The following is a 25933-nucleotide window of genomic DNA, read 5'->3' as shown; positions in this document are numbered from 1 at the left end:
GGAGCTCAAGCTCGCCATGATTGCGTGAAGCCTCAGAGGCAACATTGACAATTCTGGAGCTTCCTGCATTTTTCAAGGAATGCTGTAAGGCGTGCGTCAATAACCACGGTGCTAAATAGTTCACAGCCATCATTTCTGCTAATCCCTCGGAGGTTACCCGTTGTTCGAATGCATGCAATCCTGCATTATTCAAAAGCGCATCTATTTTGGGGTATGCAGTTGAAATCTCGTTTCCCATACGTCTGACATCTTTCATTAAAGATAGATCCCCTAAAAAATAGTCTACTTTTGTTGAGGGCCTCATACCTTTAATAATTTCTTTAGTAGCTTCAGCGCGATCCCTGCTCCTGGCTGTCAGGACAAGATGAGTACCACGTTTAGCCAATTCAATCGCAACGAGTTGCCCCAAACCACTTGTTGCGCCAGTTATTACAACAATCGGATTAGCCGTCATATTGATTCTCCTTTGTGCAGAAATAGTCATTGTCAATGTAATGGGCCGTTCATTGCTTTGCTCTGTTAGACCCGTCTTAAGTTTTGACATTCAGTTGGCGTGACTATATACTTGATATAAATCAACTATATTATTTTGATTGATATATGTCAATTAATTAACTTGAATGATTTACTTTATCAATTAAGGTTAGGTGAAATAGGATGAATGATAATCAACACAAAAATACGCAGAGAGGACAACTGGAGTTGGAACTCGGCGAGCAAATCAATGCGCTCATAAGCGCCTCACATGCGCTAAATGTCAAAACTGCAGCACGTTTTGACCCTTCAATACAACCTGCGGGTTTCCATATTATCCGTTGGCTGTACTCATATGGACCAACAAGCGCCACTATGCTGGCGGAATCAACAGCTATGGATCGCAGTTCGGTTAGCCGTCTCGTCAAACAACTTGAGCTTTTGGGTTATGTGAAAAGGGAAGCCTCCCCTGATGATCGTCGAGGAATACTTCTATCCCTCACTGAGCTTGGACAACAAAAGACGATTGATGCTCTAAAAGAGAAAGAATTTGTATTTTACGAACACATTTCAAGATGGGACAATGAACAACTTGAACATTTTATCGGAATGCTCAGGGACTTTAACGGATTTGATCACAAGTAACAAGTTCATAGGTTGATGACTGCCTTTCTTAAAAGCATGGAGTAAAACTAAAATAAACGTCGTGTCCTCATTAGAGAGAACATGGCGTTTATTTTTCATCAAGAAATGTAGGGCCTCCTGTGACCGAACGTGTGACCACGAAGGAAAACAAAGCTAAATTCAAAACAAAAAAACGGCATTTCTGCCGTTTTTCTAAAGGATGGACTCTCAGGGACTCGAACCCTGGACCAATTGATTAAGAGTCAACTGCTCTACCAACTGAGCTAAGAGTCCATATTATTATGGTGGAGCCTAGGGGGATCGAACCCCTGACCTCATCGCTGCCAGCGATGCGCTCTCCCAGCTGAGCTAAGGCCCCATTTTATGTAATTTCAATCATCTGTTTCAAGCGACTCCTATATCATATAAAATTATTACCCCTGTGTCAATACTTTTATAAAAAATTTATAATTACCCTTCCTCCATCAACCAAAGATACAGTCAGCGATCTAGTCGCTGGCTGCATCTTTGGATAAAAGTGTTTTCAGTTCCTTCATAAACATGTTGATGTCTTTGAACTGCCGATATACGGACGCAAAGCGTACGTAGGCGACCTCATCAACAGGATAGAGCTGTTCCATGACCAGCTCGCCGATCTGCTGGCTGTCCACTTCAGTGGCGGCTGTGTTGCGGATAGCATTTTCCACCTGGGATACGATCATATCCAGCTGCTCGACTGATACAGGACGCTTCTCGCAGGCCCGAATGAGACCGCGCAGCATTTTATCACGGCTGAATTCTTCACGGCTGCCATCTTTTTTAATGACCATCAACGGAGTCTCCTCCACCATTTCAAAGGTGGTAAAACGCCTAGCACATTGCTCACATTCACGGCGGCGGCGGATGGACTTGTTGTCATTCGCGGGCCGCGAGTCCAGCACCTTTGTTCCATTGTAGGTACAGTACGGACATTTCATAAATTCACCACTTCCTTTTTCCAATAAATTCTCTATACTTTTTCGTAATAATTTTGTCAAAACGGTTCATAATATGTTTACCACGTCGCGAGGAGGTGAACAACAATGGCACAAGGAAACAATGGCAACTCCAACAACCTGGTAGTCAGCAAAGCCTCCGGCGCTCTGGAGCAAATGAAATATGAAATCGCTCAAGAGCTGGGTATCAGCATTCCTCAAGATGGATACCAAGGTAACATGACTTCCTATGAGAACGGTTCGATCGGGGGCTACATTACAAAACGCCTCGTAACGATCGCCGAACAACAATTGGCAGGTCAATACCAATAATCGCGGTAACGCAGAAGTAACAAAAAAAGTGTACGGATGGGCTGCCAAACACAGTCTGTCCTGCACTTTTTTCATTTTAATGGAAAAAGGCCCATATTGTCATGATATATTTACATGCTGCCTCGTCACCCATTAAAACTGATTATAAATCTTCGTATACTGCCTGTAGTAGTATATAACCCGCTGTACATAATGTCGTGTCTCGCCAAAAGGGATTTGCTTAATGGATTCTTCTTTCCCATCCCATACGCCCTTATCTAGCCACTCCTGCACTTTACCGGGGCCCGCGTTGTAAGCTGCAACGATAGCTATGGGATTATTCTTAAATTTTACCGACAGGTTATGCACATACCAGGTTCCCAGCTCAATGTTGGTGCCGGGCTCGTGCTTGACGTTATCCAGCGGAACCTTTTGGATCTGGGTGCTGTCCATAATCCAATTCGCCGTATCAGGCATGATCTGCATGAGTCCCAGTGCACCTTTGTGCGACTGCTTGCTGGCCTTAAAATTCGTCTCAACACGGATAATGGACGCCACCAAAAACGGGTCCACTTCATACGTCTGCGAGTATTGCCGGATCTCATCCTTATATTGAATCGGATAGAACCACGACATCCAGTTTGAATTAAAAAACAGAATCAAGACAAACCCAACAAACAAAGTCAGCAGGACTCTTTTTTTGCGCAAAATATTCATGCCAGTCCCTTTCGCTGCCAGAATTGATCAATTTGCTGTTTTGTTTCAGCCTGTGTTCCACTATTGTCGATGACGATATCAGCCAGGCTTCTTTTTTGTTCAATATCCATTTGCGCGGATAACCGAAGTCCGGCTTGTTCCTCGGTCAATCCATCTCTGAGCATCAGACGCTGGAGCTGCACATCGCGTGGTACGTATACCACCATAATTTCATCGTACAAGCTTTCCAGCCCTGACTCATACAGTAACGGGATATCCGCCAAAATAAGTTTGTCCGGATGTTCGCGTTCGTAAGATCCCATGCGCGTACGCATTTCCTCACGAATCGCAGGATGTGTAATATCGTTAAGCGCCTGCCTCTGAGCAGGGTCTTCAAATACAATCTCGCCCAGCTTTTTGCGGTGCAAAGTTCCATCACTGTTCATCACAGCTTGTCCAAAATGCTGTATGACCGCCGTCAGCACCGGTTGCCCCGGAAGCATTACTTCCCGGGCAATGGCATCTGCGTCGATCAGCAGCGCACCCTTGGCGACCAGTAGAGCCGACACGGTGCTTTTACCGGTAGCAATACCTCCGGTTAATCCGATATTCATGCTCTTTCACCTCATAACAGCTTCAATATACCCATCATAATCAATAATAATGCCGGTAACACACCCAGCGCCTTCATAAATCGAAATGCCGATAGACAGAAACCTGTTTTCATACCTGCAATCAAAAATGTCCCGCTGAAAAATGCAATAGCCAGCGCGGTAGCGAGTGGCTGGAAGCCCAACATAGCTGCTCCCAATCCTGCACCGAACGCATCTACCGATAAAGCGATCCCTAACCAAATCGCCTCCGTAGCGGATATACTGCCTGAACGGTCCATATCTGCAGCAGACGGACTTCGGAGAATCCGAATAACGAGACCCCATTTGCGGAATTCCAAAGAAAACACAGTCCGTTCCTCTTGCACTTCTAAGGATTTCTCAGCCTCCAGAACATTTCTGCTCACAGGATCAGGATCATCAATCAAATCTTCCTTGCGATGCAGAGACTGATACAAAGAGTGACAGCCAATCCCAATCAGAATGACAGCGCCAAAAACCGTCGTATATACAGGAGACAGAACCTGGGACAATAATGCGCCTAGCTGCATGGATATGCCAATGACCAAACCTGAGCATACTGAAATGATAACAATGGACAGCAGTGGAATTTTCATTTTGCGTAGCCCATATGTAACACCGACTCCGAAACTGTCAAGACTTAGCGCAAATGCCAGCAGCAGCAGGGCTCCCCAATGATTAGCCACTCCAATTCCCCCCATTGCGAAGGAAGGGCCCTAAAGCAGCCGGAACCCTTCGCAGTATTGGTACTTGGAATCAATATATGAGAGGAATGGGCTTTGGGTGACTGTACCTGTTCAACGCAGGGGCTGACAGACCGGGCAATGATGTGTACCACGTCCGGCTACGACGGATTTTTCGATCAATGTACCACAGTGAACACAAGGCTTAACGCTACGTCCATAGATTTGCAATTGATGCTGAAAATCGCCCGCTTCACCCTGCCCGTTGACGAATGATTTGATGGACGAACCTCCGACCAGAATCGACGCGCTTAAAGTGGAGATAATAGCTTCGTGCAACACACGAAACTGGTTTTCATCCAAACTTTTGGCTGGCTGTGCCGGATGTATACCCGCCTTAAACAACGACTCATCCACATAAATATTCCCGATGCCTACGACATATGACTGGTTTAACAGGGCAGCCTTGATCGAGGTTGAACGGGTACCGACAGCGGCGCGAAGCGCCTCCGGCGTAAAGGATTCTTCCATCGGCTCCAAACCGAGCTTGTTCAGCGGCTTTTCCAGCAAATCCTGTCCTTCCGTAAATAAATGCATCGTGCCGAATTGGCGAACATCCTGATAGCGTAATTCCGTACCATCCGTAAAATGAAAGATAACGTGAGTATGCTTTTCCACAGGATCATTTTCCGAATACAGGCCATATCGCCCTTCCATTCTGAGATGGGATACAAGCACCAGCCCGTCCAGCAGAATCCGCAAAAACTTCCCGCGTCTCTCCACTCCTGTAATGCGATGATCAGCCAATTCCATAGCAAAAGCGTTTATATCATCAGGCCGCTGAATAATGCGCGGCAGATTTACGGTCACATGATCTATATGTTTATCGACGATAAGCTCGTTTAACGTTCGTTTAATCGTTTCTACTTCCGGTAATTCCGGCATGATGTCTTCACCTCACCCTATATTATAACGGAAGCAGCGTTAAATTGGGACTATCTACTCGTTGAAATAACCTATTTCGCTTCATACCAATTACTTCCATAGCTAACTTCCGCTTTGAGCGGTACAGACAGCTTCAGCGCCGCTTCCATCGTAGCCGGGACAAGCTCTTTCATCGTTTCCATTTCCTCCGGCGGAACCTCGAAAACAAGCTCATCATGTACTTGAAGCAGCATACGACTGCGAAGATTACGGTCGCGAAGCGCCACATCCATCTGTACCATCGCCAGTTTGATAATATCGGCTGCGGTACCTTGAATCGGCGTATTCATTGCGGTACGCTCCGCGAACGAACGCAGGTTGAAGTTGCTGGCGTTAATCTCCGGCAAATAACGTCTGCGCTCCAGCAGCGTTTTTACGTATCCGTCCCGCTTCGCATCCTTCACAATATCATCCATGTAACGACGAACGCCCTGGAACACGTCAAAATATTGGTCAATAAAGCGAGCCGCTTCCTTGCGCGTAATATTCAGGTTTTGCGACAAACCGTAATCACTGATCCCGTAGACAATCCCGAAGTTAACCGCCTTGGCAGAACGCCGCATGTTAGAATCTACGGCTTCCGCAGGGATGCCGAAAACATCGGACGCGGTCTTCGTATGAATGTCCATATCATGGACAAAGGCTTCCTTCAAGCGCTCATCATCCGAAATATCAGCCAGCACTCGCAGCTCGATCTGCGAATAGTCCGCTGCCAGAATAGACCAGCCCGGCTCGGACGGCACAAATACCTTACGGATTTTACGTCCCTCTTCCAGACGAATCGGAATATTTTGCAAATTTGGAAATTGGCTGCTCAAGCGTCCGGTTGCTGCAACCGTCTGCCGGAAATACGTATGCAACTTGCCCGTTTTATCCGAAATTTCCTTAAGTAATCCTTCCACATACGTGGATTGGAGTTTCGCAATGGTACGGTACTGCAAAATGTTTTGCACAATATCATGATATGGGGCGAGCTTTTCCAGTACCTCGGCATCGGTGGAGTACCCGGTTTTCGTCTTTTTAATAACAGGAAGGCCCAGCTTATCGAACAAAATTTCACCTAGCTGCTTGGGCGAATTCAGATTGAACTCCACACCGGCAATGCTGTATATCTCGCGCACCAGCGTTTCAATCTGGGCTTCAAATTCTTTACCCAAAGCGCGCAGCTCTTCCACATGAACCAAAATGCCCTGCTTCTCCATATCCGCTAAAATGCGGGACAACGGCATTTCCAGCTCATGGAAGAGCTTGTGCATTTCCGTTTTTTCCAGCTCGGCCTGCTGTACAGGCACCAGCGCTTCAATCACCGCCGCCTTACGCGCCACATGATCGGACAGCACATCCACATCAGGCACTTTATATTTAGCGCCTTTGCCGAAGACTTCATCATCCGGACGAATCGAAGACAAGCCATATTTGGCTGCCAATCCGCTCAGTGACTGGTTCGCATCCGTTGGGTCCAGCAAATATCCGGCCAACTGGACATCGAACTCGGCCCCGGCAAATTCGATCCCGTGCCAATGCAAGGCTAAATCCGTACGGTGCAGATCATGCCCCCGCTTTTTACGCCCAGCATCGGCGAGCCATTCGCGGACAGGCTTGGCTGCATCAGTTTGCAGTACATCCAAGGTCATAAAAAACTGTCGTCCCGCTCCACCAAAGACCAGCCCCACAATTTCAGCATGATGCGGATTGTCGCCATGGGTCTCGACATGCAGCAGATCGACGGTATCCAGTACATGTACCAGCTCGCCAATCCGCTGCTCGTCCAGTACGGTCACGTCAGCCGCGGCTTCCTCTACGTCTATTCCTGCACTGCCAACCTCTCCCGAAAAGGATAACCGCTCCAGCAAGGACTTGAACTCCAGCTTCGCCAGAGCAGGCCCCGCCGTTTCTGCTTGCAGCCCGCCGAAGACAACATCCTCCAGCTGCTTGTCCAGCGTTACATCCCGATAGATGGTCGCCAAATCCTTGCTCATCCGTGCATCATCTGCATGCGTTTCGACGCGCTCTTTCATCTTGCCTTTCAGCTCATCCGTATGCGCCAGCACCTCTTCGACTGATCCATACTGATGCAGGAGCTTGAGCGCTGTCTTTTCCCCCACACCCGGAATCCCGGGAATGTTGTCCGACGTATCGCCCATCAGACCTTTGAGGTCGATGATTTGCAGCGGCTTCAAGCCATAACGCTCCTGAATCTGTTCAGGTCCGTATGCCTCCACCTCGGTAACCCCTTTGCGGGTCAATCCGACAGTGACGTTGTCCGAAGCCAACTGAAGCATATCCTTATCTCCGGTAACCACCAGCACGTTAAAACCAGCTTCGTCCGCGGTTTTAGACAGGGTTCCAATGATATCGTCCGCCTCATAACCATCCAGCTCAAACTGGGCAATCCCGAAGGCGGTTAGCAGCTCTTTCAGCAGCGGGAATTGTTGGGACAGCTCCGGCGGTGTTTTCTCCCGTCCACCCTTGTAATCCTCGTATCCTTTATGGCGAAACGTTATTTTTCCAGCATCAAAGGCAACCAGTATATGCGTCGGCTTATGCTCCTCCAAAAGCCGCAGCAACATCGTTGTAAATCCGTACACCGCGTTCGTCTGCTGTCCGCTCGAATTCGTTAACGGCGGCATAGCAAAAAACGCCCGGTAAATGATACTGTTGCCATCTATAAGCATGAGTTTATCCATTTAGCACCTCGCAAGTTCATCAATGCATTTGAAACGTTCTTTCGTTTTACGCATTCCTTTTCCTATCTTAACATAAAGGTCCCTTTTTCAGAAAAAAACGGCTGCTTCCTAACCAAATTCGTCTTTTGCTCAAAGACAAGTCTGGGTCAGAAACAACCGTTATATTCCTCAAAGTCCTACTGGTTCAAATCTGGTCGCTCCCCTGTCACGAGATATACAGTGCTTTCACCGATATTCGTCGCATGGTCGCCAATCCGTTCAATATAACGTCCGACGAGCAGTTGCAGCATGCCTTGCGGAGCTTCCTCAGGCTTTTCTACCATAAACACATACAGATTGCTGATCATATGGCTATATATGGAATCTACACGATCATCCTCTTTGGCCATTTTATAAGCCAAATCTGTATTTTCATCCAGATAGGATGTAATCGCGTCGTCAATCATTTCTTTGACGATTGAAGCCATATGCGGAATATCCACCAGCGGCTTGATGACCTGCTGCCCTTCCAGACGCAGCGTGACCTTGGCAATATCGAGTGCCAAATCCCCCATCCTTTCCAGATCACTGGAAATTTTAAATGCAACAATGATCCGGCGCAAATCCTTGGCTACCGGCTGCTGGGTAATAATGAGCTTGGAGCCCATATCGAGAATGTTCTCTTCCAGCGCATTGAGGGATGCATCATTTTTGACCACCTGCTGAGCCAATTCCGTATTTTTGGTCTGCAAACATTCAATGGCCTGATCGAGTGCCTTCGATACATGTGCACCCATTTCACGCAGTACAGCTCTCAGTTCATCTAATCCTTCATCAAAACCTTTTCTGCGAATCATTTCGAAGTCACCCCTCCTGGCATTACTAATCTGGTCATCTTTAGCCAAATCGGCCGGAAATATAATCTTCCGTACGGGAATCCTGCGGCGTGGAAAACATCGTCTCTGTATCCGCCGCCTCTACTACGACACCGTTCAAAAAAAACGCAGTCCGACCGGACACACGAGCTGCTTGATGCATGTTATGCGTCACCATGACGATTGTATACCTGTCGCGCAGCTCTTGAACCAGTTCTTCAATCTTCATCGTAGAGATCGGATCGAGCGCTGACGTTGCCTCATCCATGAGCAAAATATCCGGCTGTACAGCAAGCGCCCGGGCAATACATAGACGCTGCTGCTGTCCGCCTGACAAGCTCAGGGCTGAACGCTTGAGGAAGTCCTTAACCTCTTCCCAGAGTGCCGCCTGCCGCAAGCTTTGCTCCACAAGTTCGTCCAGCTTGTCCTTTTGCCGGATTCCGTGAAGACGAGGGCCGTATGCCACGTTATCATAAATAGATTTGGGGAACGGGTTAGGCTGTTGAAAAACCATTCCCACCTGCTTGCGCAGGGCTTCTACTTCCATCGTATCACCATATATATCCTGACCTGCGATACTCACCGTTCCTTCAATACGCGTTCCTGGGATCATATCGTTCATCCGATTCAATGTACGCAACAAGGTAGATTTACCACATCCGGACGGTCCGATGAAGGCTGTTACCGTTTTTTCAGGAATATCCAGGTTTATATGTTTCAGCGCTTGAAAATTTTCATAATACAAGTTCAGCTTATCAATCTGAATAACGGAATCATTCATTGATTTATGATCTCCTTCGTGTTGCAGTTATGGTCCTCAAGCATTGCACCTGATTTGCACAATATGAAGATTATATAAGCTGTGTGTAAATTCAGTGTGGTGGATTTGTTAACGGTATGTAAAATGATCAGGAATTCAGCATAAGCTCCAGCTCCTGTGCAATCCCGGCTGCATTCAAAGCCGCTTCCTCTGCGGAACGGGACATTTCATTGTTTTTAGTTTCAATTTCCACAACGGCCTGCAACAGTTGGGTAAACGTTTGGGTTCCAGCGGATATATACCGGGAGCCAGTATTAATCTGCTGCATGCTCGTATCCGTCAGATCAGCAGTATCACGCAGCATTTGTTCAATATCCGTAAGCAGGCTTGTAATCTGTGCGGAAAAGGCTTTCGTTTGAAGTGACATATTCCGCACCTCCTGAGAAACAATCTGGAATCCACGCCCATGTTCTCCAGCATGTGCCGCTTCTATCGACGCGTTAATCGCCAGCAGTCCACTTTGATCCGCGAGTCCGCGAATGGAGGAAGCCATGCCTGCAATGTCATTCAGCAATTGAGTTAACGCTGTAATCTGCTCATGCTGACGCTTCATTTGCTCTGTGACCGCACGATAGGAGAGCAGAACATCTTCCAGTTCCATTTTGCCACGACGTGATAATTCACTCATCGAACGGGTTAGACGCACACTGTCACCGGCCTCTTTAGCGGCATTCAGCACAGTTGTCTGAATCCGATGGACACCATCATAACTATGCCGTACCACGTTGCCCCGATGATCATCCGCTTCTTTCTGCATCCGCTGAACGACGGACAAAATATCACGAATGGTCAGTACGCCAAGCAACCGCGTACCTTCCTTAATTAGCAGGCAGTCGTAAAATTGTTGATCTTCGCGCAGCATCGCCTGCTCTACAATGACCGATGCCGGGCTTTTCAGATCCACAATTAATGTATCAGGGTCGGCAAATATGGCCGCAGGCTTGTCATAAAACAGAGCCGCAGCAAACCTGCCCGTAAAATGGCGGTTATACGCATCTCTCATAATAATGCCCAACGGATGGCCATTTTTATCAACGACAATGACACAAGGAATGTCTTCCTGCGTTTTCATAAGGGCTAATAGCTCTTTACAAGACATATCCGTACCAATGATCGGAACCTCCCGGCAAGGCACGTAGGTAGTAATGGGCTTGTTAGATTCACGTTCAATCACGGCAGTGGAACTCGGCTGGGTCTTTGGTTCCGTTATCATCGTTCTGAAGTCCCCTTTTTTTGACTACTTGAAGTGACGGGAACATCATATCGGTCATTTGTTGATTGTAACGTTAGTTTATGTTAACGAAATGTAAAATCACGAAATGGACACAAAAATCGTCGCATACAAAAATCGAAATAAAGAAAAACGCTCCTCATTTATAGCAAATGAGAAGCGCTTCTTTTTTTATTAACAACCAGCTTGTATCCGACTCCGCGAATCGAATCAATATGAACCGAATCGGGGTCCAGCTCCAGCTTCTTGCGCAATGAGCTAACATGCACATCTACCGTCCGTTGACCGCCAATGTAGTCAAAGCCCCAGACCGCGTTCATCAGATCGTCGCGAGTCAATACCACGCCCGGCTTACGGGACAAATAGAGGAGCACCTCAAATTCCTTGGGTCTTAAGCTGATGGATTGTCCTCCGAGAATCACTTCATATTTTTCAGGATAAATCTCCAACTCGCCTAATTGGATTTTGGAGCCGTCTTTCTGATCGGATAGCACACCTTCATCCCCGCCGGAAGTACGACGCAGCACCGCAGTTACGCGGGCCAGCAGCTCGGAAACACCGAAAGGCTTCGTGATGTAATCGTCCGCTCCAGATTTCAATCCTTGGACAACTTCGGCTTCGCCGTTTTTGGCTGTTAAAATAATGATCGGAGTTGTCAGGCCCTGATGGCGAAGTCTGCTCAGGATATCCAGCCCGTTCATACCGGGCAGCATCAAATCCAGCAGGATCAAATCGTAGGACTCTCTGGAGGCTTTTTCAAACCCTGCACTGCCGTGATCCTCCGTATCTACTTCAAAACCCTCTTGTATCAAATTGTAGGATAGCAATCTGGCAAGCGTTGGTTCATCCTCAATAACCAGCAAGCGTTGTCCCATAAATAAATTCATCTCCTGTTTACCTTTTAAAGGCGCATTGGTCAAAATTCCAAAATCTTTTCCATACTCATGCAACACCCGTATATTTTATCACGGCATTGTTAACAGAATGTAAAAACCGATCTAGTTCATTCTTCCTGTTGCAGCAACGGCAATTCAATCGTAAATGTCGTGCCCAGGCCAAGCTCACTTTCTACGGAAAGCACCCCATGATGCAGGTCCACCAAATGCTTGACGATGGACAATCCCAGACCAGTTCCACCCGAGTTGCGCGAACGCCCTTTATCCACCCGGTAAAAGCGCTCAAAGATGCGCGGCAGGTCCTTCTTCGGAATCCCTATGCCCGTATCACTAACCGTAAATACGACCTTCTCCGTGCCATTCTCCCGTTGTACTGTCACAACCTTGATTTTCACCTTGCCGCCGTCGAGTGTGTAGTTAATGCCATTAGACAGCAGGTTCAGAAAAATCTGCTGGAGCTTATCTTCATCCGCCTCCATAAACAGTTCATCCGGGACATCCATATGCAGTGTAATTCTTTTTTTGGCAGCTACATTATTTAATTTTCCCAGCAATGATTCTATAAACGAGGACACATGAACCGGAGAACAATCCAGCGGAGAACGCTTGGATTCAATTTTGGACAGCTCCAGAATGTCGCCGATCAGCCGATTCAGCCGTTCGCTTTCATCATAAATAATTTGCAAAAAGGAACGGGATGTTTCTTCATCCTTAACCCCGCCGCCGAGCAACGTTTCAGCAAAGCCCTTGACTGCGGCAATCGGCGTTTTTAGCTCATGAGAAACGTTTGCTACAAATTCGCTCCGCATATTTTCCAGCCGCCGAATAGCTGTAATATCCTGCAAGAGGAACAGCATGCCCCGGTATCCACCTTCATCCTCATACATTGGCACACCATCAAGCAGAATCAGCCGTTCCTCGGGATTATACAGATGAACCTCACCGTGCAGTCTTTCGCGGCTTTGTATACTGCCCTCGATCAGCTTTGTCAGCTCGTAGTGCTTTTTCAGCTCGTGATATGGCTTGTCCGTCACCCGTTTGCTAGTGACTCCGAGCATTCGCTCAGACTCACGGTTAATAAGCGCAATGCGCTCCCCGGCATCAATCATGAGAATCCCTCCGGTCATATTGCTCATGACGCTCTGAAGCAAATCCTCATTATCACGTATCGTTTTCATTTGGTTTTGCAGGCTGTCCGCCATACGGTTAATGGCTTCACCCAGTTGCCCTACCTCATCCCGGCGCTGTACACCAACTCTTGCGTCATAATCCAAGCTTGAAATGCGGTTGGCTACGCCTGTAATATGCTCAATAGGTGAGGTTAGGCCCCGCGCGATGCGGTAACTGACCAAACCAGCGGCAAGAAACAGCAAAACCAGACCAATGCCAATCGCCGTCCAGCCACGCTGCACACCTTCCTCCACTGCCTTCAGGTTCATGGACAAACGGATATATCCGTCGAAGCCCTTGTCGGATACGACAGGCTCTGCCACGTACAGCATATTTCGCTGCAAGGTTTCGCTGTACCGTATCGTTCGTCCAATTCCTTCCGACGCGGCTTCCCGGATTTCTTCACGTGATACATGGTTCTCCATCTTGCGCGGATCGCTTAGCGAATCGCCCACCACCGTTCCATCCTTGCGAATGAAGGTCACCCGTGAATCGGTCAGTTTAGCAATTTCCTTTGCTTTTTCCGAATAGTAAGAGACATAATCACTACTGGAAAGAGCGTCTGCGTTGACAAAAGGAAATGTAGCGCGAAGCAGGTCGATCTCACGTCCCATATTTTCCTCAAGCACCTTCATGTTTGAGTTTTTAAAAATTTGTCCCATGGTGATGCCGGCCGCAAGGACAGAAACGCCAATCATAATCAGCATCATCAAGGTAAGCCTGAAACGAAACGACTTCATAAATATGCCCATCCTTTAGTTGAGTAGAAATTTTTTGATCATAAAAGCTATGTAAGTGAAGAGTTGCAAAAATCCTGAAGTTAAGTCCCATTCTACAGGCTACCTGCTTTTTGTTCCACTGTTAAAAAGGAAAAAGGTCAGGGCACGCCCTGACCCAACCTCTCTCTTATCCGTTTACGACTTCGCCGCCGTTGATATGAATGACCTGCCCGCTGACATAAGATGAATCATCTGAGGCGAGATACACATAGGCTGGTGCCAATTCTTCCGGCTGACCGGGACGTTTCATCGGCTGTGCGCCTCCGAACTCACTGACGGTCTTGGCATCAAAGGTGGAAGGGATCAGCGGTGTCCAGACCGGGCCCGGTGCGACAGCGTTAACCCGAATGCCCTGATCGACCAAATTCAGCGAAAGGGAACGGGTGAATGAAGTAATCGCCCCTTTGGTGGATGAATAATCAATGAGTGTCTTGTTCCCGGCATAGGCCGTAATCGACGTAGTATTAACGATAGCACTGCCTTTCTTCAAATGCGGCAATGCCGCTTGCGTCAGGAAGAACATGCCGAAAATGTTCGTGCGGAATGTACGCTCCAACTGCTCTTTCGTGATATCCTCCAGCTTTTGCTGCGGATGCTGCTCTGCGGCATTGTTCACGACAATGTCCAGCTTGCCCAGCTCGTTAACCGTCTGCTGAACTGCTTTTTTGGCAAATTGGTCATCTCCGATATCGCCGGGAATCAGCACGCACTTGCGCCCCTCCTGCTCTACCTGACGTTTCGTCTCCTCAGCATCCTTATGCTCATTTAGATAGACGATAGCTACGTCAGCACCTTCCTTGGCGTACGTAACGGCTACAGCGCGTCCGATTCCGCTGTCTCCACCGCTAATAAGTGCGACTTTGCCTGTTAGCTTGCCAGCCGCCTTATAGTTAGCCTTCTCAAACTGAGGTGCAGGCGACATTTTGGATTCAACCCCCGGTTGCTGTTCTTGATGCTGCGGGGGCAAGGTTTGTTGGGTCTGATTGTTTTTGGCCATCGTGCATGCTCCTTTCAAGATTAGATATTTTATAGGATGCAACATTTGCACCCACTCTACTCCTGATTTACCACGCTGGCATGTACGTTAAACGAGAAAAGATCATGAAGTTCGCTGGACACACAAAAGGACGGCTTGTGCTTATTCAGCACAAACCGTCTTTCTTCCATTCAGCATGTTATACCATTCGATTCAATGCTCCATTAAATAATATGGCTGTATACCATTAAAAACGTGATTAGGATCAGAAATACAGCCAGCAGTGTACTGAACATGCGCATTTTTCCAGCGTATTGCGTAATGGGCTGCTGGTTACGAATCGCTTCCAGCGACAACCGTAACGGCTTGCCCATAGCACCTGCGATGCCGGAAATAGCCAGAAACAGCAGCAAGACTACGACGATCCATGCTACGGAATATGGGCCCCAGGCAAAAATCATATAGATGCCGCTAACGAGCAAAATGATCATTGCAAATTGAGCCAAACGGTTCAATAGCTGAACAGCCGATATCGTTCCTTCCTGCACAGTGGGAGCCAGCTTATCGATTTTGCCAACTACGAAGGGGAGCAGAATATAAAAGCCCAGCGCCAGCGATCCGATCATGTGAATAAAAAACATAGCTTACAACCTCCATTTCTTTGATTACCTGCAAATTCATTTTTCCATAGAACGGTCATATTCCAAAGATCAGACTGTCATCATTTCAGTGTTTTGGGACATGCTTTTCTATGTACACTCTCAACGCATACAAAGTCTATTATACCGGGGAAATTAATTAAATTCTATTTAAAAAGGTGTCCGTCAGCCATGACTATGACTGACGGACACCTCCGCTAGTAAAAATATGCCGTTGTAGTAGATAACCGAACCTATACGGTCACTACTTTAATTACATTACGAACCGATTCGGCGGATTGATCAAGCGCTGCCTTTTCTTCCGCTGTCAGTTCCAGCTCGAATACTTTTTCAATGCCATTGCCACCGAGAAGTGTCGGTACGCCGAGGAACAAGTCCTGATATCCGTACTCCCCTTCCAGATAGGCAATAACCGGAATGATACGCTTTTTGTCCTTCACAATCGCTTCTGTCATTTGTGTAAGCGATGCCGCCGGAGCATAGTATGCGCTACCATTGCCCAACAGGTTAACAATCTCCCCGCCACCTACACGCGTTCGCTGTACGATCGCTTCGATACGTTCCTTCGAAATCAGTGTTTCGATGGGGATACCACCAACGCTGGAATAGCGTACAAGCGGCACCATATCATCACCGTGACCACCCATTACGAAGCCACGCACGTCTTCGACGGATACGTTCAATTCCTGTGCAATAAAGGTACAATATCGCGCCGTATCCAGCACACCAGATTGGCCGATGACCCGATTTTTCGGGAAACCGAGCGTCTGATATGCGGTATAGGTCATCGCATCGACCGGATTACTCAGAATAATGACGATAGAATCTGGCGCATACTTCTTCACGTTTTCACATACGGATTTTACAATGGCTGCGTTCGTATTTACCAAATCGTCACGGCTCATGCCTGGCTTGCGCGCAATCCCCGCTGTAATAATGACAATATCCGAGTTGGCTGCATCCTCATAATTGGAAGTGCCTGTGACCTGGCTGTCAAATCCTTGGACCGGACTGGCCTCCAAAATATCAAGCGCTTTGCCTTTGGTTGGATTTTCAAGTTGTGGAATATCGATCAGAACGATATCACCCAGCTCCTTTTGGGCCAGAAGCAATGCGGTAGTGGCACCGGTAAAACCGGCGCCAACAATGGATATTTTTTTACGTTGAATGGTCACGTGGCATTCCCCTCTCTACAGGTTACTAATAATGGTATCTGCGAACTCGGAGCATTTCACTTGTGTAGCGCCTTCCATCAGACGGGCAAAGTCATAAGTTACGATTTTCTTATTAATGGACGTTTCCAGTCCTTTGTAAATCAGATTTGCCGCTTCGTGCCAGCCCAAATGCTCAAGCAGCATCACGCCTGACAAAATAACGGAACCAGGGTTTACAACATCTTTGTCAGCATATTTTGGCGCTGTGCCGTGTGTAGCTTCAAAGATAGCATGCCCAGTTACATAGTTAATGTTCGCACCTGGTGCGATACCAATTCCACCAACTTGAGCAGCCAGGGCATCGGACAGGTAGTCTCCGTTCAGGTTCAGCGTAGCAATAACATCAAATTCGGAAGGACGAGTCAGCACTTGTTGAAGTGCAATGTCAGCGATCGCATCCTTGATAATGATTTTCCCTGCATCTTCAGCCGCTTTTTGAGCCGCATTTGCCGCATTTTCACCGTCTTTTTCCTTGATAGCATCGTATTGAGCCCAAGTGAATACTTTATCTGCAAATTCTTCCTCAGCTACTTCATAACCCCAGTTTTTGAAGGCACCTTCGGTAAATTTCATAATGTTGCCTTTGTGTACAAGCGTTACGCTCTTGCGTCCGTGGTCAACAGCATACTGAATGGCCGCACGCACCAGACGCTTCGATCCTTCCAAGGAAACCGGCTTGATCCCGATACCCGACGTTTCTGGGAAACGGATTTTGTTCACACCCAGCTCTTGTTGGAGGAACTGAATGACTTTTTTCACGTCCTCGGAGCCTTCCGCATACTCGATACCAGCATAAATATCCTCGGTATTCTCACGGAAAATAACCATGTCTACCAATTCAGGACGCTTCACCGGAGACGGAACACCGTTAAAGTAACGAACAGGACGCAGACATACGTACAGATCCAGCTCTTGACGCAATGCCACGTTCAAAGAGCGAATGCCTCCGCCAATGGGTGTCGTGAGCGGACCCTTGATGGCTACAATATACTCGCGGATGGCTTCCAAAGTATCGTTAGGCAACCACTCGCCGTATGTATTGAAAGCTTTTTCACCAGCAAATACCTCATACCAGGCAATCTTCTTAGTGCCGTTATATGCTTTATCTACAGCTGCGTCTAGTACGCGCTTGGATGCTTTCCAGATGTCGCGGCCTGTGCCGTCGCCTTCGATAAACGGAATAACCGGATGATTCGGAACCTGTAGTTGACCGTTATCAATCGTAATTTTTTCGCCTTCAGTTGGGAGCTCAAACTTTTCAAATTTCGCCATAAGTTCCTTTTCCTCCTCAGATATGAATGGGTACAGGGCGAAAGACGTGATCTTCATCATAGACAAAAACACGCATCTCTCGCCGTCCCTTCTATTGTACCTTATTTTTTTAATTCAGGGTATACAGCCTCAATATTCGTACAACAAGTGATTAGCGTAATTCCGGAGACACATACTTTTGGTCAATCGGACCTGTGTATTCAGCACGCGGACGGATCAGACGATTATTTTCGTACTGCTCTAAAATGTGCGCAGTCCACCCCGATACACGACTCACGGCAAAGATCGGTGTGAACAGGTCTCTTTTGATACCCAGTTGGGTATAAACAGAGGCAGAGTAAAAATCAACATTCGGCTTCAAGCCCTTTTGTCCTGTCACAATTTCCTCGATTCGAACCGAAATATCGAACAACGTCGTATCGCCGTTCATTTCACCCAGTTCGCGGGACATTTTGTGCAAATGCTTGGCACGCGGATCACCGTTTTTATAGACACGATGTCCAAAGCCCATAATTTTTTCGCGGTTATCCAGTTTGGTCTGAATATACGAATCCACCTGATCCAAACCGCCGATTTCCTCCAGGGTTTTGGCAACAGCTTCGTTGGCTCCGCCATGGAGTGGTCCCTTCAAAGCTCCGATTGCCGACGTAATGCCGGAATAAATATCGGATAGTGTTGCTACCGTCACGCGTGCAGCAAAGGTCGATGCATTCAATTCATGATCGGCATGCAGCACAAGAGCCTGATTGAACGCTTTGATAGCCGTCTCTTCCGGGTCTTTTCCAGTAAGCTGATACAGAAAGTTTTCAGCGATAGAAACACCTTTCTTGGGCGCAATCGGCTCCAGCCCTTCGCGCACACGCGCTATGGCCGCCACAATTGTGGGCAATTGCGCCTGAAGCTTGACGGTTTTGATCACATTGGCCTCTCTCGACATATCATCCGCCTGTGGGTCATACAAGGCAAGAGACGATACGACTGATCTCAGGGCAGCCATCGTGCTCAAATCTTTCGGGTACAGCTTTAATTGAGTAATAATTTCATCCGGAATGGCAGCATATTCGCTTAGTTGGTCGCGAAGCTCCTGCAATTGGGCTTGATCAGGCAGTTTTCCGAACCACAACAAATAAGCTACCTCTTCAAAAGCGGCGTTAACAGCCAAATCATCAATGTTATAACCCCGGTACGTGAGAACGCCATCTACGATAGAGCTTATGGAGGAAGTGGTCGCTACGATCCCTTCCAGACCTTTAGTCGCTGTCATCGTTACATCTCTCCTTTGTAAAAACATTGTGAACGGACTTGCAATGTAAACATTTTCAAAAGTAAGTTTTGCCTTTTAAATAGATAAGTAATGTTAACGCCATATGTCAATATTTAAACCTTCTTTCACTATACTGGATTTTGTCGTTTATGTGAACATTTAGGGCTATTCCGACACATTCAAATGTTTTATCGGTTCTATAAAGAAATTTTTGAAACCCCTTACATAATTTTTTAATCCATTTGCACTTTTTTACACAGGTCTTGTCTCACCCCCTTCGCGCATATGTATAGTAAAGCACTTATTACATGGAATACAACTGTAAAAGAAAGGGGGACGTGGAAACTTGAGCAGCTTGATTTTGAATCGCATATTTCGCGCTCTGTGGGTAGCAGTCGTGATTACAGCTCTGTTGCTGGGCATATATGTGCTGTTCCCTTTCATCTATCCCTTCCTGTTCGCCTGGCTTGTGGCCTATGCCATGAATCCGCTGGTTCGATTTCTGCGCAGCAAGACCCGCTTGCCACGTTGGATGGCTGTCACGGTCTCGTTATTTGTATATTTAGGTGGAATCGCCGTTGTCCTTTCTGCGGCCATCACGCGGATGGTTCGGGAGGTCATCAGGCTCACCATGACCTTTGACGGACATATTGAACATTTTAAAAGCCTGTTTATCGACTGGACCCAGAGCGATCTGATCCAAAATGTGATTAATGAAATTAATCAATTTATCCGCAATAACCCTGATTACTACCATACAATTAACAGCAATATTGATAAAACAACCCAGACGGTCAGCTCGGCTGTCACCACACTGGTTGCCCAATTTTTTAATGGTATTCTGAATTTGCTGACCTCTCTGCCTAATATGGGCACGGTACTGATCGTTATTGTATTAGCGGCATTTTTTATCAGTAAGGACTGGGACCAACATAGTCGAATGCTCTCGAATATGGTTCCTGATACGATTCGCAAGCCCCTGTCGGGGATATGGCACGATCTGCGCAAGGCGTTATTTGGTTATTTGCGCGCACAGTTTATTATCATCTCCATTACTGCGGCGACCGTCATTATTGGACTGTTCATTTTGCGTGTAGAATCCGCCTTCACTATCGGTTTGATGATCGGGCTGGTTGATTTGCTTCCTTATTTAGGGGTTGGCATTGTGATGATTCCGTGGATTTTATATGCCTATATGTCGGGTAATTTGGCATTAGGGGTAGGATTGTCGATCCTCTATATCATCCTGTTGATTGGACGGCAAATTGTAGAACCTAAGGTGCTGGCCAGCAGCGTGGGTCTGAACCCGCTTCCCACCCTTATTGGGATGTTCATCGGGCTCAAGCTGTTTGGTGTATTGGGGCTGATTATCGGACCTGTGTCCCTTATTGTAGTGGACGCGCTCAATCGCGCCAATGTCATTCAGGACTTGCGCAACTATATTGTCTACGGAAGAGTCCGTTAAGATCATGTGAGTAAGAAACAGCTTACGTCAAAACCGCCGAAACGTAATGCTGCCATTTTTCATTTTTTTCTCCAGCCACTTTAACAGAAAGCGTCGATACAAAGCACGGGTCAAAGGGAAAACCAGCGTAAAACCGATAATATCCGTTAAAAATCCGGGGATAAGCAGCAAGCTCCCGCCGAAAAAGACACATAATCCATCCAGCATTCTACGGCCGGGCATTTGTCCCCGATTCATTTCATTTTTCGCATCGGCAATGACCTTGCGACCTTCAAATTGCATCATGGCGGCTCCGATCAGGGTCGTCAGAATGATAAGCAGAATCGTCTTACCCGCTCCAATCCAGTGACTTACCCATATAAACCCATACAGCTCCGCCAAAGGGATAAGCAGCAATAACAGCCACAGACGTTTGCGCATCATCATGCTTTCTCTCCCTCCCCGCCTGTCATAGCAGACCATAGCGCGGTGTACAGATCAGGTAGCACCTGATCCAGCCGGACGGGCTTCCATTCGGTACTCACCCATACGTGGCGTGTCACCCCGGTTACGAGCAGCTCTCCAGGCAGTGTGTCTGCCTGTGTCCACACCTTTCCAATCTGGCTTTTATGGTCCTCAGCCGTTACACGCCGGACCTCATAAGTGTAATTCAGACGCAGTCTGGAGAAGTCCGTGATCGCGGTATAAATAGTAATCAAATCATCATATCGGGCAGGACTCACATATTTCGCATTGATTTCGATAACGGGCAACAGAACACCTCGTTCCTCCATGCTCCGATAGTTAAAACCTGCCTGTCGGATCATTTCCGTACGCCCAATCTCAAACCAGTTCAGATAATTGGCATGATATACGACCCCCATTTGGTCGCTTTCCTGATAACGGACACGCAGCGGTGCTCCATACCAGCGTAATTCCGTTTGTTTCTCCTCTTGTGTCATACAAGCTCTCCTATCTGTGTGCATCTTTATCTCTATATTTGCCCTCTCTCCATTAAACCATATTTACCGCCCCGGAACAAAAAGAGGGCCGAACCGTGATGGTTCCGCCCTCCCAAGCATTTTATAATGATGGCTTTATCATTTTGGCAACGGCTTGGACAATTTGTAATATCCGCTTTCCGAAGCCGCATTCAACAGACTTTTCGCTTGGCTTCCTGCCCAAGCATAACCAAGTCGTCTCTCCTCACTGATTTTCATGATGTCCGTATACTTTTTGCCATCCCGGTCTGAAAAGAAGTACTTATTGTCTTCCACATTGTAGAAGCGATACCACATTACGCTCGATGCGTCCTTTTGGAAAAACTCCGGACCCTGACGGTTGTATTTGATCCCGTCGATCCGGTTACTATCAAACCATTTCAAAGCGCTCTGAGCTGCTTTTTTCACCTCAGCCGTTTGCGGTTGGGACATCAGGAAAGCCGTGATGCCTACAGATTCTGTGGTTGTTTTGGAAGGAAGCTCAAATGCACGGGCCGCAACAGATGCATAAGAAGACGGATCATGCTGTGCACCCCAGATTGTCGGTGTGCCATTATTTACAATTTGCGACTTAATTGTATATTGGATGCCCTTGTTTAGTGCTTGCTGCAGTTTGGAGCGATATGAATCGTCCAGAATGTCACTATCAAACGGCTGCTTCTTGTTCACAATATCGTCAGCCAAAACCATAACTCTAACCATTGCATCATCGTTGTAAGTTACAGCATCAGAATAATTTCCACGTTTAGGGTATACTTGCGGCCAGCCACCAGAGGAATATTGAGAGGTTAAAACGAAGTCAACTGCTTTTTGTACACTGTTCTTAATGTCTTTATTTTTTGTTTTTTTGTATACATCCGCCAAAAAGCGAATTTCAGTTGTCGTAGCCTCATTATCAAATGTTCCCAGCTCTACGCCATCCTTGCTCTTCCAGGTGGAGCGTGCAGTTTTACCGTCCCACTTGGATTTATAATTATTTTCCATAGCTTTGAAGAATCCGCCATGCGGCAATTGCCACGATACGATATTCAAGGCGAGTTTGGTATCCTTAGATACATCGCCAGTGGAAAATTTACTAAAATCACGGTACTTGTCCAGCAGGCTGCTCGCACTCACACTAGCCATTGGGACAACAGAATTTTTGTAAATGGCCGTATCACCATACACTGCTTGGATAACATTCACCCCCGCATCAGCTGCATCCTGCTCCGCTGCCGCCCACGAAGGGTTAATAAGCCCTGTTGTTACTGTAATCGCCATTCCTGAAAGGGCGATCCACTTGACAGATTCTTTAACATTAAACCTCATTCCAAACCTCTCCTTAAATATGATTGTAGGTACCTCAAAAACGATTAAACACATGTATTATATGAAAATATACCCAAATAATCAATATATTTTATTATATACAAATGAAAGAGTTTACTAAACTAATAAAAAATCCTCTTACTAATACTAGATTAGTAAGAGGATTTATCCTATCTCATATATAGTAAGTCGACGAACGGTCTCGCTTACCCAAACCGCCCCATAATGTACTCCTGGGTCAGCTCATTTTCAGGATTAGTGAAAATATCATTCGTTTTGCCATGCTCAACCAGACTCCCGATATAAAAATAAGCAGTGTAATCGGAAATCCGAGCGGCCTGCTGCATATTGTGCGTTACGATGACGATGCGCAGCTCTTTTTTTAACTCGGTAATCAGCTCTTCCACCTTGCCTGTAGACACAGGGTCCAGCGCGGAGGCTGGCTCGTCAAGCAACAAAATTTTCGGTTGGACGGATAGCGCACGCGCAATACAAAGCCGCTGCTGCTGTCCACCTGATAACGCCAGGGCGGAATCATGAAGGCGGTCCTTGACCTCATCCCATAACGCCGCTTTACGCAGACTACTTTCGACGATTTCATCAAGCTGTTTCTTGTTACGAACACCCCGGTATTTGGGGCCGAAGGCGATGTTATTGTAAATGGATTTGTAAAACGGATTAGGCCGCTGCCACACCATTCCAATTTGCTGACGTAGCTTGATCACGTCTGTCCCCGGTGCAGTCAAATCCTGACCATCCATCCAGATGTGTCCTGTCGTAGAGGAGGATGCAATCTCATCGTTCATTCGGTTGAGCGAGCGCAAAAAGGTCGATTTACCACAGCCGGAAGGCCCGATCAGGGCGGTCACTGTCTGCTCGGGAAAGGCCAGATTTACTTTTTTTACAGCCTCAAAGCTGCCGTAATAGATACTTAAATCCTCGGTACTGAATGGTTGTGGAGCTTGCCCCGCAAGTTGTTCCGAGCGCGTAGATTGTATGGGTGTTGCAGGTGTTGCCGTTCGCGTAATGACTTGTTCCATGTTTCCCATCCCCTTTCTAATCCATCCGTTTGGCAGCTGTCAGGCGGCGGTAGACAACTCTTCCGAACCATCTTGCGATCAGGTTGAAGGCAAGTACGAGCAGCACCAATACCGCGGAAGCGCCTGCGGCAATATCCTTGGAATCAGGAGCGATGCCTTCACTGTTAACCTTCCAGATATGCACAGCCAGTGTCTCGGCAGGACGCATCGGATTAATGGGCGATCTGGCATGCAATGGATTCCAGTCAGTAAAATCAAGCGGCGGTGTACTCATCCCGGCTGTAAACAGCAACGCTGCTGCTTCCCCGAAAATGCGGCCTGCGGCCAAAATCGTCCCTGTAATCAAGCTTGGCAGCGCAGCAGGCAGCAAAATAGAGGTAATGATTTTCCACTTGGACAATCCGAGTGCAAGTCCGGCTTCCTTTTGCTCCTTGGGCACAGCCCGGAAAGCCTGCTCTGTCGTTCGAACCATCAGCGGCAGGTTGAATACCGCCAAAGCCAATGCCCCTGATAACAGGGAAAAACCAAAATTAAACGTATTTACGATCAGTAAAAGTCCGAACAAACCGATGACAATGGACGGGAACGAAGACAATACCTCGACGACAAGTCGTATGAAGTCCGTAATTTTCCCCGGCTTTGCATATTGCGCCATGTATATACCGGCACCCCAGCCAATCGGAATGGTGATAATCAAGGTTAAAATAAGTAAGAATACAGAGTTGAACAATTGCGGGCCGATACCCCCGCCTGCGCGTAGCGTCTGGGGAGCACTGGTTAAAAAGTCAAAGGAAATGTGACTGACTCCGCGTGCCAAAATGAATCCCAGCAAGCCCACTAGAAGTACGACAATGAATAGAGCGAAGAAACAGATTACAAATGTAGCGATTTTGTCGGTCGTTTTAGCTTTCATCAAATCCGGTTTCTCCTTTCAAGCAGCCTTACCAGCAGCACGAAGATGAATGTCATGAGCAGGAGAACAAGCGCCATGCTCCAGAGAGCATTGTTATGAACCGAGCCCATAGCTGTATTGCCCATGCTAAGTGTAATGACACTGGTCAAGGTCGAAGCGGATTCCAGCAAGGATTGCGGTATATGCGGAGCATTCCCGATCACCATCTGTACAGCCAGAGCTTCCCCGAAGGCACGAGCCATGCCGAGAATAATTCCTGTTAACAGAGCAGGCAGCAGTGTCGGAATAATAACACGTGCAATTGTCTGCCAGCGAGTAGCGCCCAGGGCGTAAGAGGACTCGCGCAGGCCACCTGGCAAGGATGACAACGCATCCGCCATAATACTCGTAATCGTCGGCAAAATCATCACTGACAACACGAGACAGCCAGCGAGAATCCCGATGCCTTGTCCCCCGAACACGTCCCGCAGCAACGGAACAATTACGGTCAAGCCGACAAAGCCGTATACTACGGACGGAATACCGGATAACAATTCAATCGCAGGTTGAAGGATACGTTTACCGGATTTGGGTACGATTTCGGTCATAAATAAAGCCGCACACAAGCTGAGCGGGCTGGCGATCAAGGCCGCCAGAACGGTTACAGCAAAAGAGCCTGTAATAAACGGAAGGGCACCGAAGGACATGGGCTCACCATCCGGGCTCCATTTGGTTCCGAAGAAAAACTCTTGCAGACTGACTCCATTCACCACAAATGTAGCTACACCTTTGGAGGCGACAAAATATACAATGGAGACAATGACTGCAACCAAAAAAACGACACAAACCGACGTATAAATGCGGCCGGTCCATTCTTCCCAGTAATGCCTTTCTTTCATACCTCGGGATCGTTTATTCTGTTCCATGTATGCCTTCCCTTCAATTGGTTCCATACTGTGACTCCTTTAACCGAAGAATAGAGGCTGGACGCTAGTCCGCCTCTTCTCCGTGAATATACTCGCGTTAGCTGCGTTTACCCAAACTGGA

At 47.3% G+C, this 25933-nt stretch carries 26 protein-coding genes and 2 tRNA genes; 3 read left to right on the top strand and 25 right to left on the bottom strand.

The genetic code is table 11. From position 1 onward, the window contains the following. On the bottom strand, positions 1 to 454 hold a 454-nt coding region (locus C1I60_RS25670; RefSeq protein ID WP_434784399.1), incomplete at its 3' end, for an SDR family NAD(P)-dependent oxidoreductase. Positions 455 to 657: 203 nt separating this feature from the next. On the opposite strand from C1I60_RS25670, the gene C1I60_RS14960 reads away from it, so the two are divergent. Then, on the top strand, positions 658 to 1119 hold the full coding sequence (locus C1I60_RS14960) for a MarR family winged helix-turn-helix transcriptional regulator (protein ID WP_137062461.1): 462 nt from the start codon (positions 658 to 660) through the stop codon (positions 1117 to 1119). 200 nt (positions 1120 to 1319) lie between these two features. Here the strand turns inward: C1I60_RS14960 and C1I60_RS14955 are convergent. The 3 genes from C1I60_RS14955 to nrdR form a co-directional block, all read right to left on the bottom strand. After that, positions 1320 to 1392, bottom strand: a tRNA-Lys gene (locus C1I60_RS14955). A 9-nt stretch (positions 1393 to 1401) separates the two neighbouring features. Beyond that, positions 1402 to 1477: transfer RNA gene (locus tag C1I60_RS14950), tRNA-Ala, on the bottom strand. 130 nt (positions 1478 to 1607) lie between these two features. Continuing rightward, the gene (gene nrdR, locus C1I60_RS14945) at positions 1608 to 2075 is read right to left on the bottom strand and encodes a transcriptional regulator NrdR (protein WP_137062460.1); all 468 of its coding nucleotides are present in this window, start codon (positions 2073 to 2075) and stop codon (positions 1608 to 1610) included. A 105-nt stretch (positions 2076 to 2180) separates the two neighbouring features. Between nrdR and C1I60_RS14940 the strand changes: the two genes are divergently transcribed. Next, complete coding sequence (locus C1I60_RS14940) at positions 2181 to 2405, top strand: alpha/beta-type small acid-soluble spore protein (RefSeq protein WP_137062459.1); 225 nt, start codon at positions 2181 to 2183, stop codon at positions 2403 to 2405. Between the two features lie 132 nt (positions 2406 to 2537). On the opposite strand, the gene C1I60_RS14935 is transcribed toward C1I60_RS14940, so the two are convergent. From C1I60_RS14935 to citZ, 15 genes are all read right to left on the bottom strand, one after another. Continuing rightward, positions 2538 to 3101: a lytic transglycosylase domain-containing protein gene (locus tag C1I60_RS14935; RefSeq protein ID WP_137062458.1), complete on the bottom strand. Its 564-nt coding sequence runs from the start codon at positions 3099 to 3101 to the stop codon at positions 2538 to 2540. Beyond that, positions 3098 to 3694 (bottom strand): dephospho-CoA kinase, encoded by a 597-nt coding sequence (gene coaE / locus C1I60_RS14930; protein ID WP_137062457.1) that lies wholly within the window; start codon positions 3692 to 3694, stop codon positions 3098 to 3100. Before coaE ends, C1I60_RS14935 begins: the two co-directional genes overlap by 4 nt. Before the next feature lie 11 nt (positions 3695 to 3705). Next, positions 3706 to 4398: a sporulation membrane protein YtaF gene (gene ytaF / locus C1I60_RS14925; protein WP_137062456.1), complete on the bottom strand. Its 693-nt coding sequence runs from the start codon at positions 4396 to 4398 to the stop codon at positions 3706 to 3708. Between the two features lie 111 nt (positions 4399 to 4509). Continuing rightward, positions 4510 to 5340, bottom strand: a complete 831-nt coding sequence (gene mutM, locus C1I60_RS14920) for a DNA-formamidopyrimidine glycosylase (protein WP_137062455.1) — start codon at positions 5338 to 5340, stop codon at positions 4510 to 4512. A 71-nt stretch (positions 5341 to 5411) separates the two neighbouring features. After that, complete coding sequence (gene polA, locus C1I60_RS14915) at positions 5412 to 8066, bottom strand: DNA polymerase I (RefSeq protein ID WP_137062454.1); 2655 nt, start codon at positions 8064 to 8066, stop codon at positions 5412 to 5414. 176 nt (positions 8067 to 8242) lie between these two features. Further along, entirely contained in the window at positions 8243 to 8902 is a 660-nt protein-coding gene (phoU, locus tag C1I60_RS14910; RefSeq protein WP_137062453.1) for a phosphate signaling complex protein PhoU, read from the bottom strand. A 40-nt stretch (positions 8903 to 8942) separates the two neighbouring features. Next, positions 8943 to 9701, bottom strand: a complete 759-nt coding sequence (gene pstB / locus C1I60_RS14905) for a phosphate ABC transporter ATP-binding protein PstB (RefSeq protein WP_137062452.1) — start codon at positions 9699 to 9701, stop codon at positions 8943 to 8945. 127 nt (positions 9702 to 9828) lie between these two features. Then, positions 9829 to 10953, bottom strand: coding sequence for a methyl-accepting chemotaxis protein (locus C1I60_RS14900; RefSeq protein WP_137062451.1), 1125 nt, complete (start codon positions 10951 to 10953; stop codon positions 9829 to 9831). 161 nt (positions 10954 to 11114) lie between these two features. After that, positions 11115 to 11846 (bottom strand): response regulator transcription factor, encoded by a 732-nt coding sequence (locus tag C1I60_RS14895; protein WP_010349065.1) that lies wholly within the window; start codon positions 11844 to 11846, stop codon positions 11115 to 11117. A gap of 128 nt (positions 11847 to 11974) precedes the next feature. Then, positions 11975 to 13777, bottom strand: a complete 1803-nt coding sequence (gene pnpS, locus C1I60_RS14890) for a two-component system histidine kinase PnpS (RefSeq protein ID WP_137062450.1) — start codon at positions 13775 to 13777, stop codon at positions 11975 to 11977. A 166-nt stretch (positions 13778 to 13943) separates the two neighbouring features. Next, a complete protein-coding gene (locus C1I60_RS14885) occupies positions 13944 to 14813 on the bottom strand; it encodes an SDR family oxidoreductase (protein ID WP_170970825.1) in 870 nt (289 codons plus the stop codon). Positions 14814 to 15016: 203 nt separating this feature from the next. Beyond that, positions 15017 to 15433, bottom strand: a complete 417-nt coding sequence (locus C1I60_RS14880; RefSeq protein WP_137062448.1) for a hypothetical protein — start codon at positions 15431 to 15433, stop codon at positions 15017 to 15019. 251 nt (positions 15434 to 15684) lie between these two features. Beyond that, entirely contained in the window at positions 15685 to 16626 is a 942-nt protein-coding gene (mdh, locus tag C1I60_RS14875) for a malate dehydrogenase (protein ID WP_137062447.1), read from the bottom strand. Between the two features lie 15 nt (positions 16627 to 16641). Further along, positions 16642 to 17937, bottom strand: coding sequence for an NADP-dependent isocitrate dehydrogenase (gene icd, locus C1I60_RS14870; RefSeq protein WP_137062446.1), 1296 nt, complete (start codon positions 17935 to 17937; stop codon positions 16642 to 16644). 151 nt (positions 17938 to 18088) lie between these two features. Continuing rightward, positions 18089 to 19201, bottom strand: coding sequence for a citrate synthase (gene citZ, locus C1I60_RS14865; protein WP_137062445.1), 1113 nt, complete (start codon positions 19199 to 19201; stop codon positions 18089 to 18091). 346 nt (positions 19202 to 19547) lie between these two features. Between citZ and ytvI the strand changes: the two genes are divergently transcribed. After that, entirely contained in the window at positions 19548 to 20666 is a 1119-nt protein-coding gene (ytvI, locus tag C1I60_RS14860) for a sporulation integral membrane protein YtvI (protein ID WP_137062444.1), read from the top strand. 27 nt (positions 20667 to 20693) lie between these two features. On the opposite strand, the gene C1I60_RS14855 is transcribed toward ytvI, so the two are convergent. The 6 genes from C1I60_RS14855 to pstC form a co-directional block, all read right to left on the bottom strand. Then, complete coding sequence (locus C1I60_RS14855; protein ID WP_137062443.1) at positions 20694 to 21092, bottom strand: FxsA family protein; 399 nt, start codon at positions 21090 to 21092, stop codon at positions 20694 to 20696. Further along, positions 21089 to 21607, bottom strand: a complete 519-nt coding sequence (locus tag C1I60_RS14850) for an acyl-CoA thioesterase (RefSeq protein WP_137062442.1) — start codon at positions 21605 to 21607, stop codon at positions 21089 to 21091. Before C1I60_RS14850 ends, C1I60_RS14855 begins: the two co-directional genes overlap by 4 nt. Before the next feature lie 138 nt (positions 21608 to 21745). Beyond that, the gene (pelA, locus tag C1I60_RS14845) at positions 21746 to 22954 is read right to left on the bottom strand and encodes a pectate lyase (protein ID WP_137062441.1); all 1209 of its coding nucleotides are present in this window, start codon (positions 22952 to 22954) and stop codon (positions 21746 to 21748) included. Between the two features lie 206 nt (positions 22955 to 23160). Next, positions 23161 to 23994: a phosphate ABC transporter ATP-binding protein PstB gene (gene pstB, locus C1I60_RS14840; RefSeq protein ID WP_137062440.1), complete on the bottom strand. Its 834-nt coding sequence runs from the start codon at positions 23992 to 23994 to the stop codon at positions 23161 to 23163. A gap of 16 nt (positions 23995 to 24010) precedes the next feature. Next, on the bottom strand, positions 24011 to 24907 hold the full coding sequence (gene pstA / locus C1I60_RS14835) for a phosphate ABC transporter permease PstA (protein ID WP_137062810.1): 897 nt from the start codon (positions 24905 to 24907) through the stop codon (positions 24011 to 24013). Further along, complete coding sequence (gene pstC, locus C1I60_RS14830; protein WP_137062439.1) at positions 24907 to 25839, bottom strand: phosphate ABC transporter permease subunit PstC; 933 nt, start codon at positions 25837 to 25839, stop codon at positions 24907 to 24909. Before pstC ends, pstA begins: the two co-directional genes overlap by 1 nt. Between the last annotated feature and the right edge of the window lie 94 nt (positions 25840 to 25933).

Source organism: Paenibacillus terrae, assembly GCF_005217525.1.
Lineage (GTDB): Bacteria > Bacillota > Bacilli > Paenibacillales > Paenibacillaceae > Paenibacillus > Paenibacillus terrae_C.
This window is presented reverse-complemented; position numbering and strand designations above follow the sequence as displayed.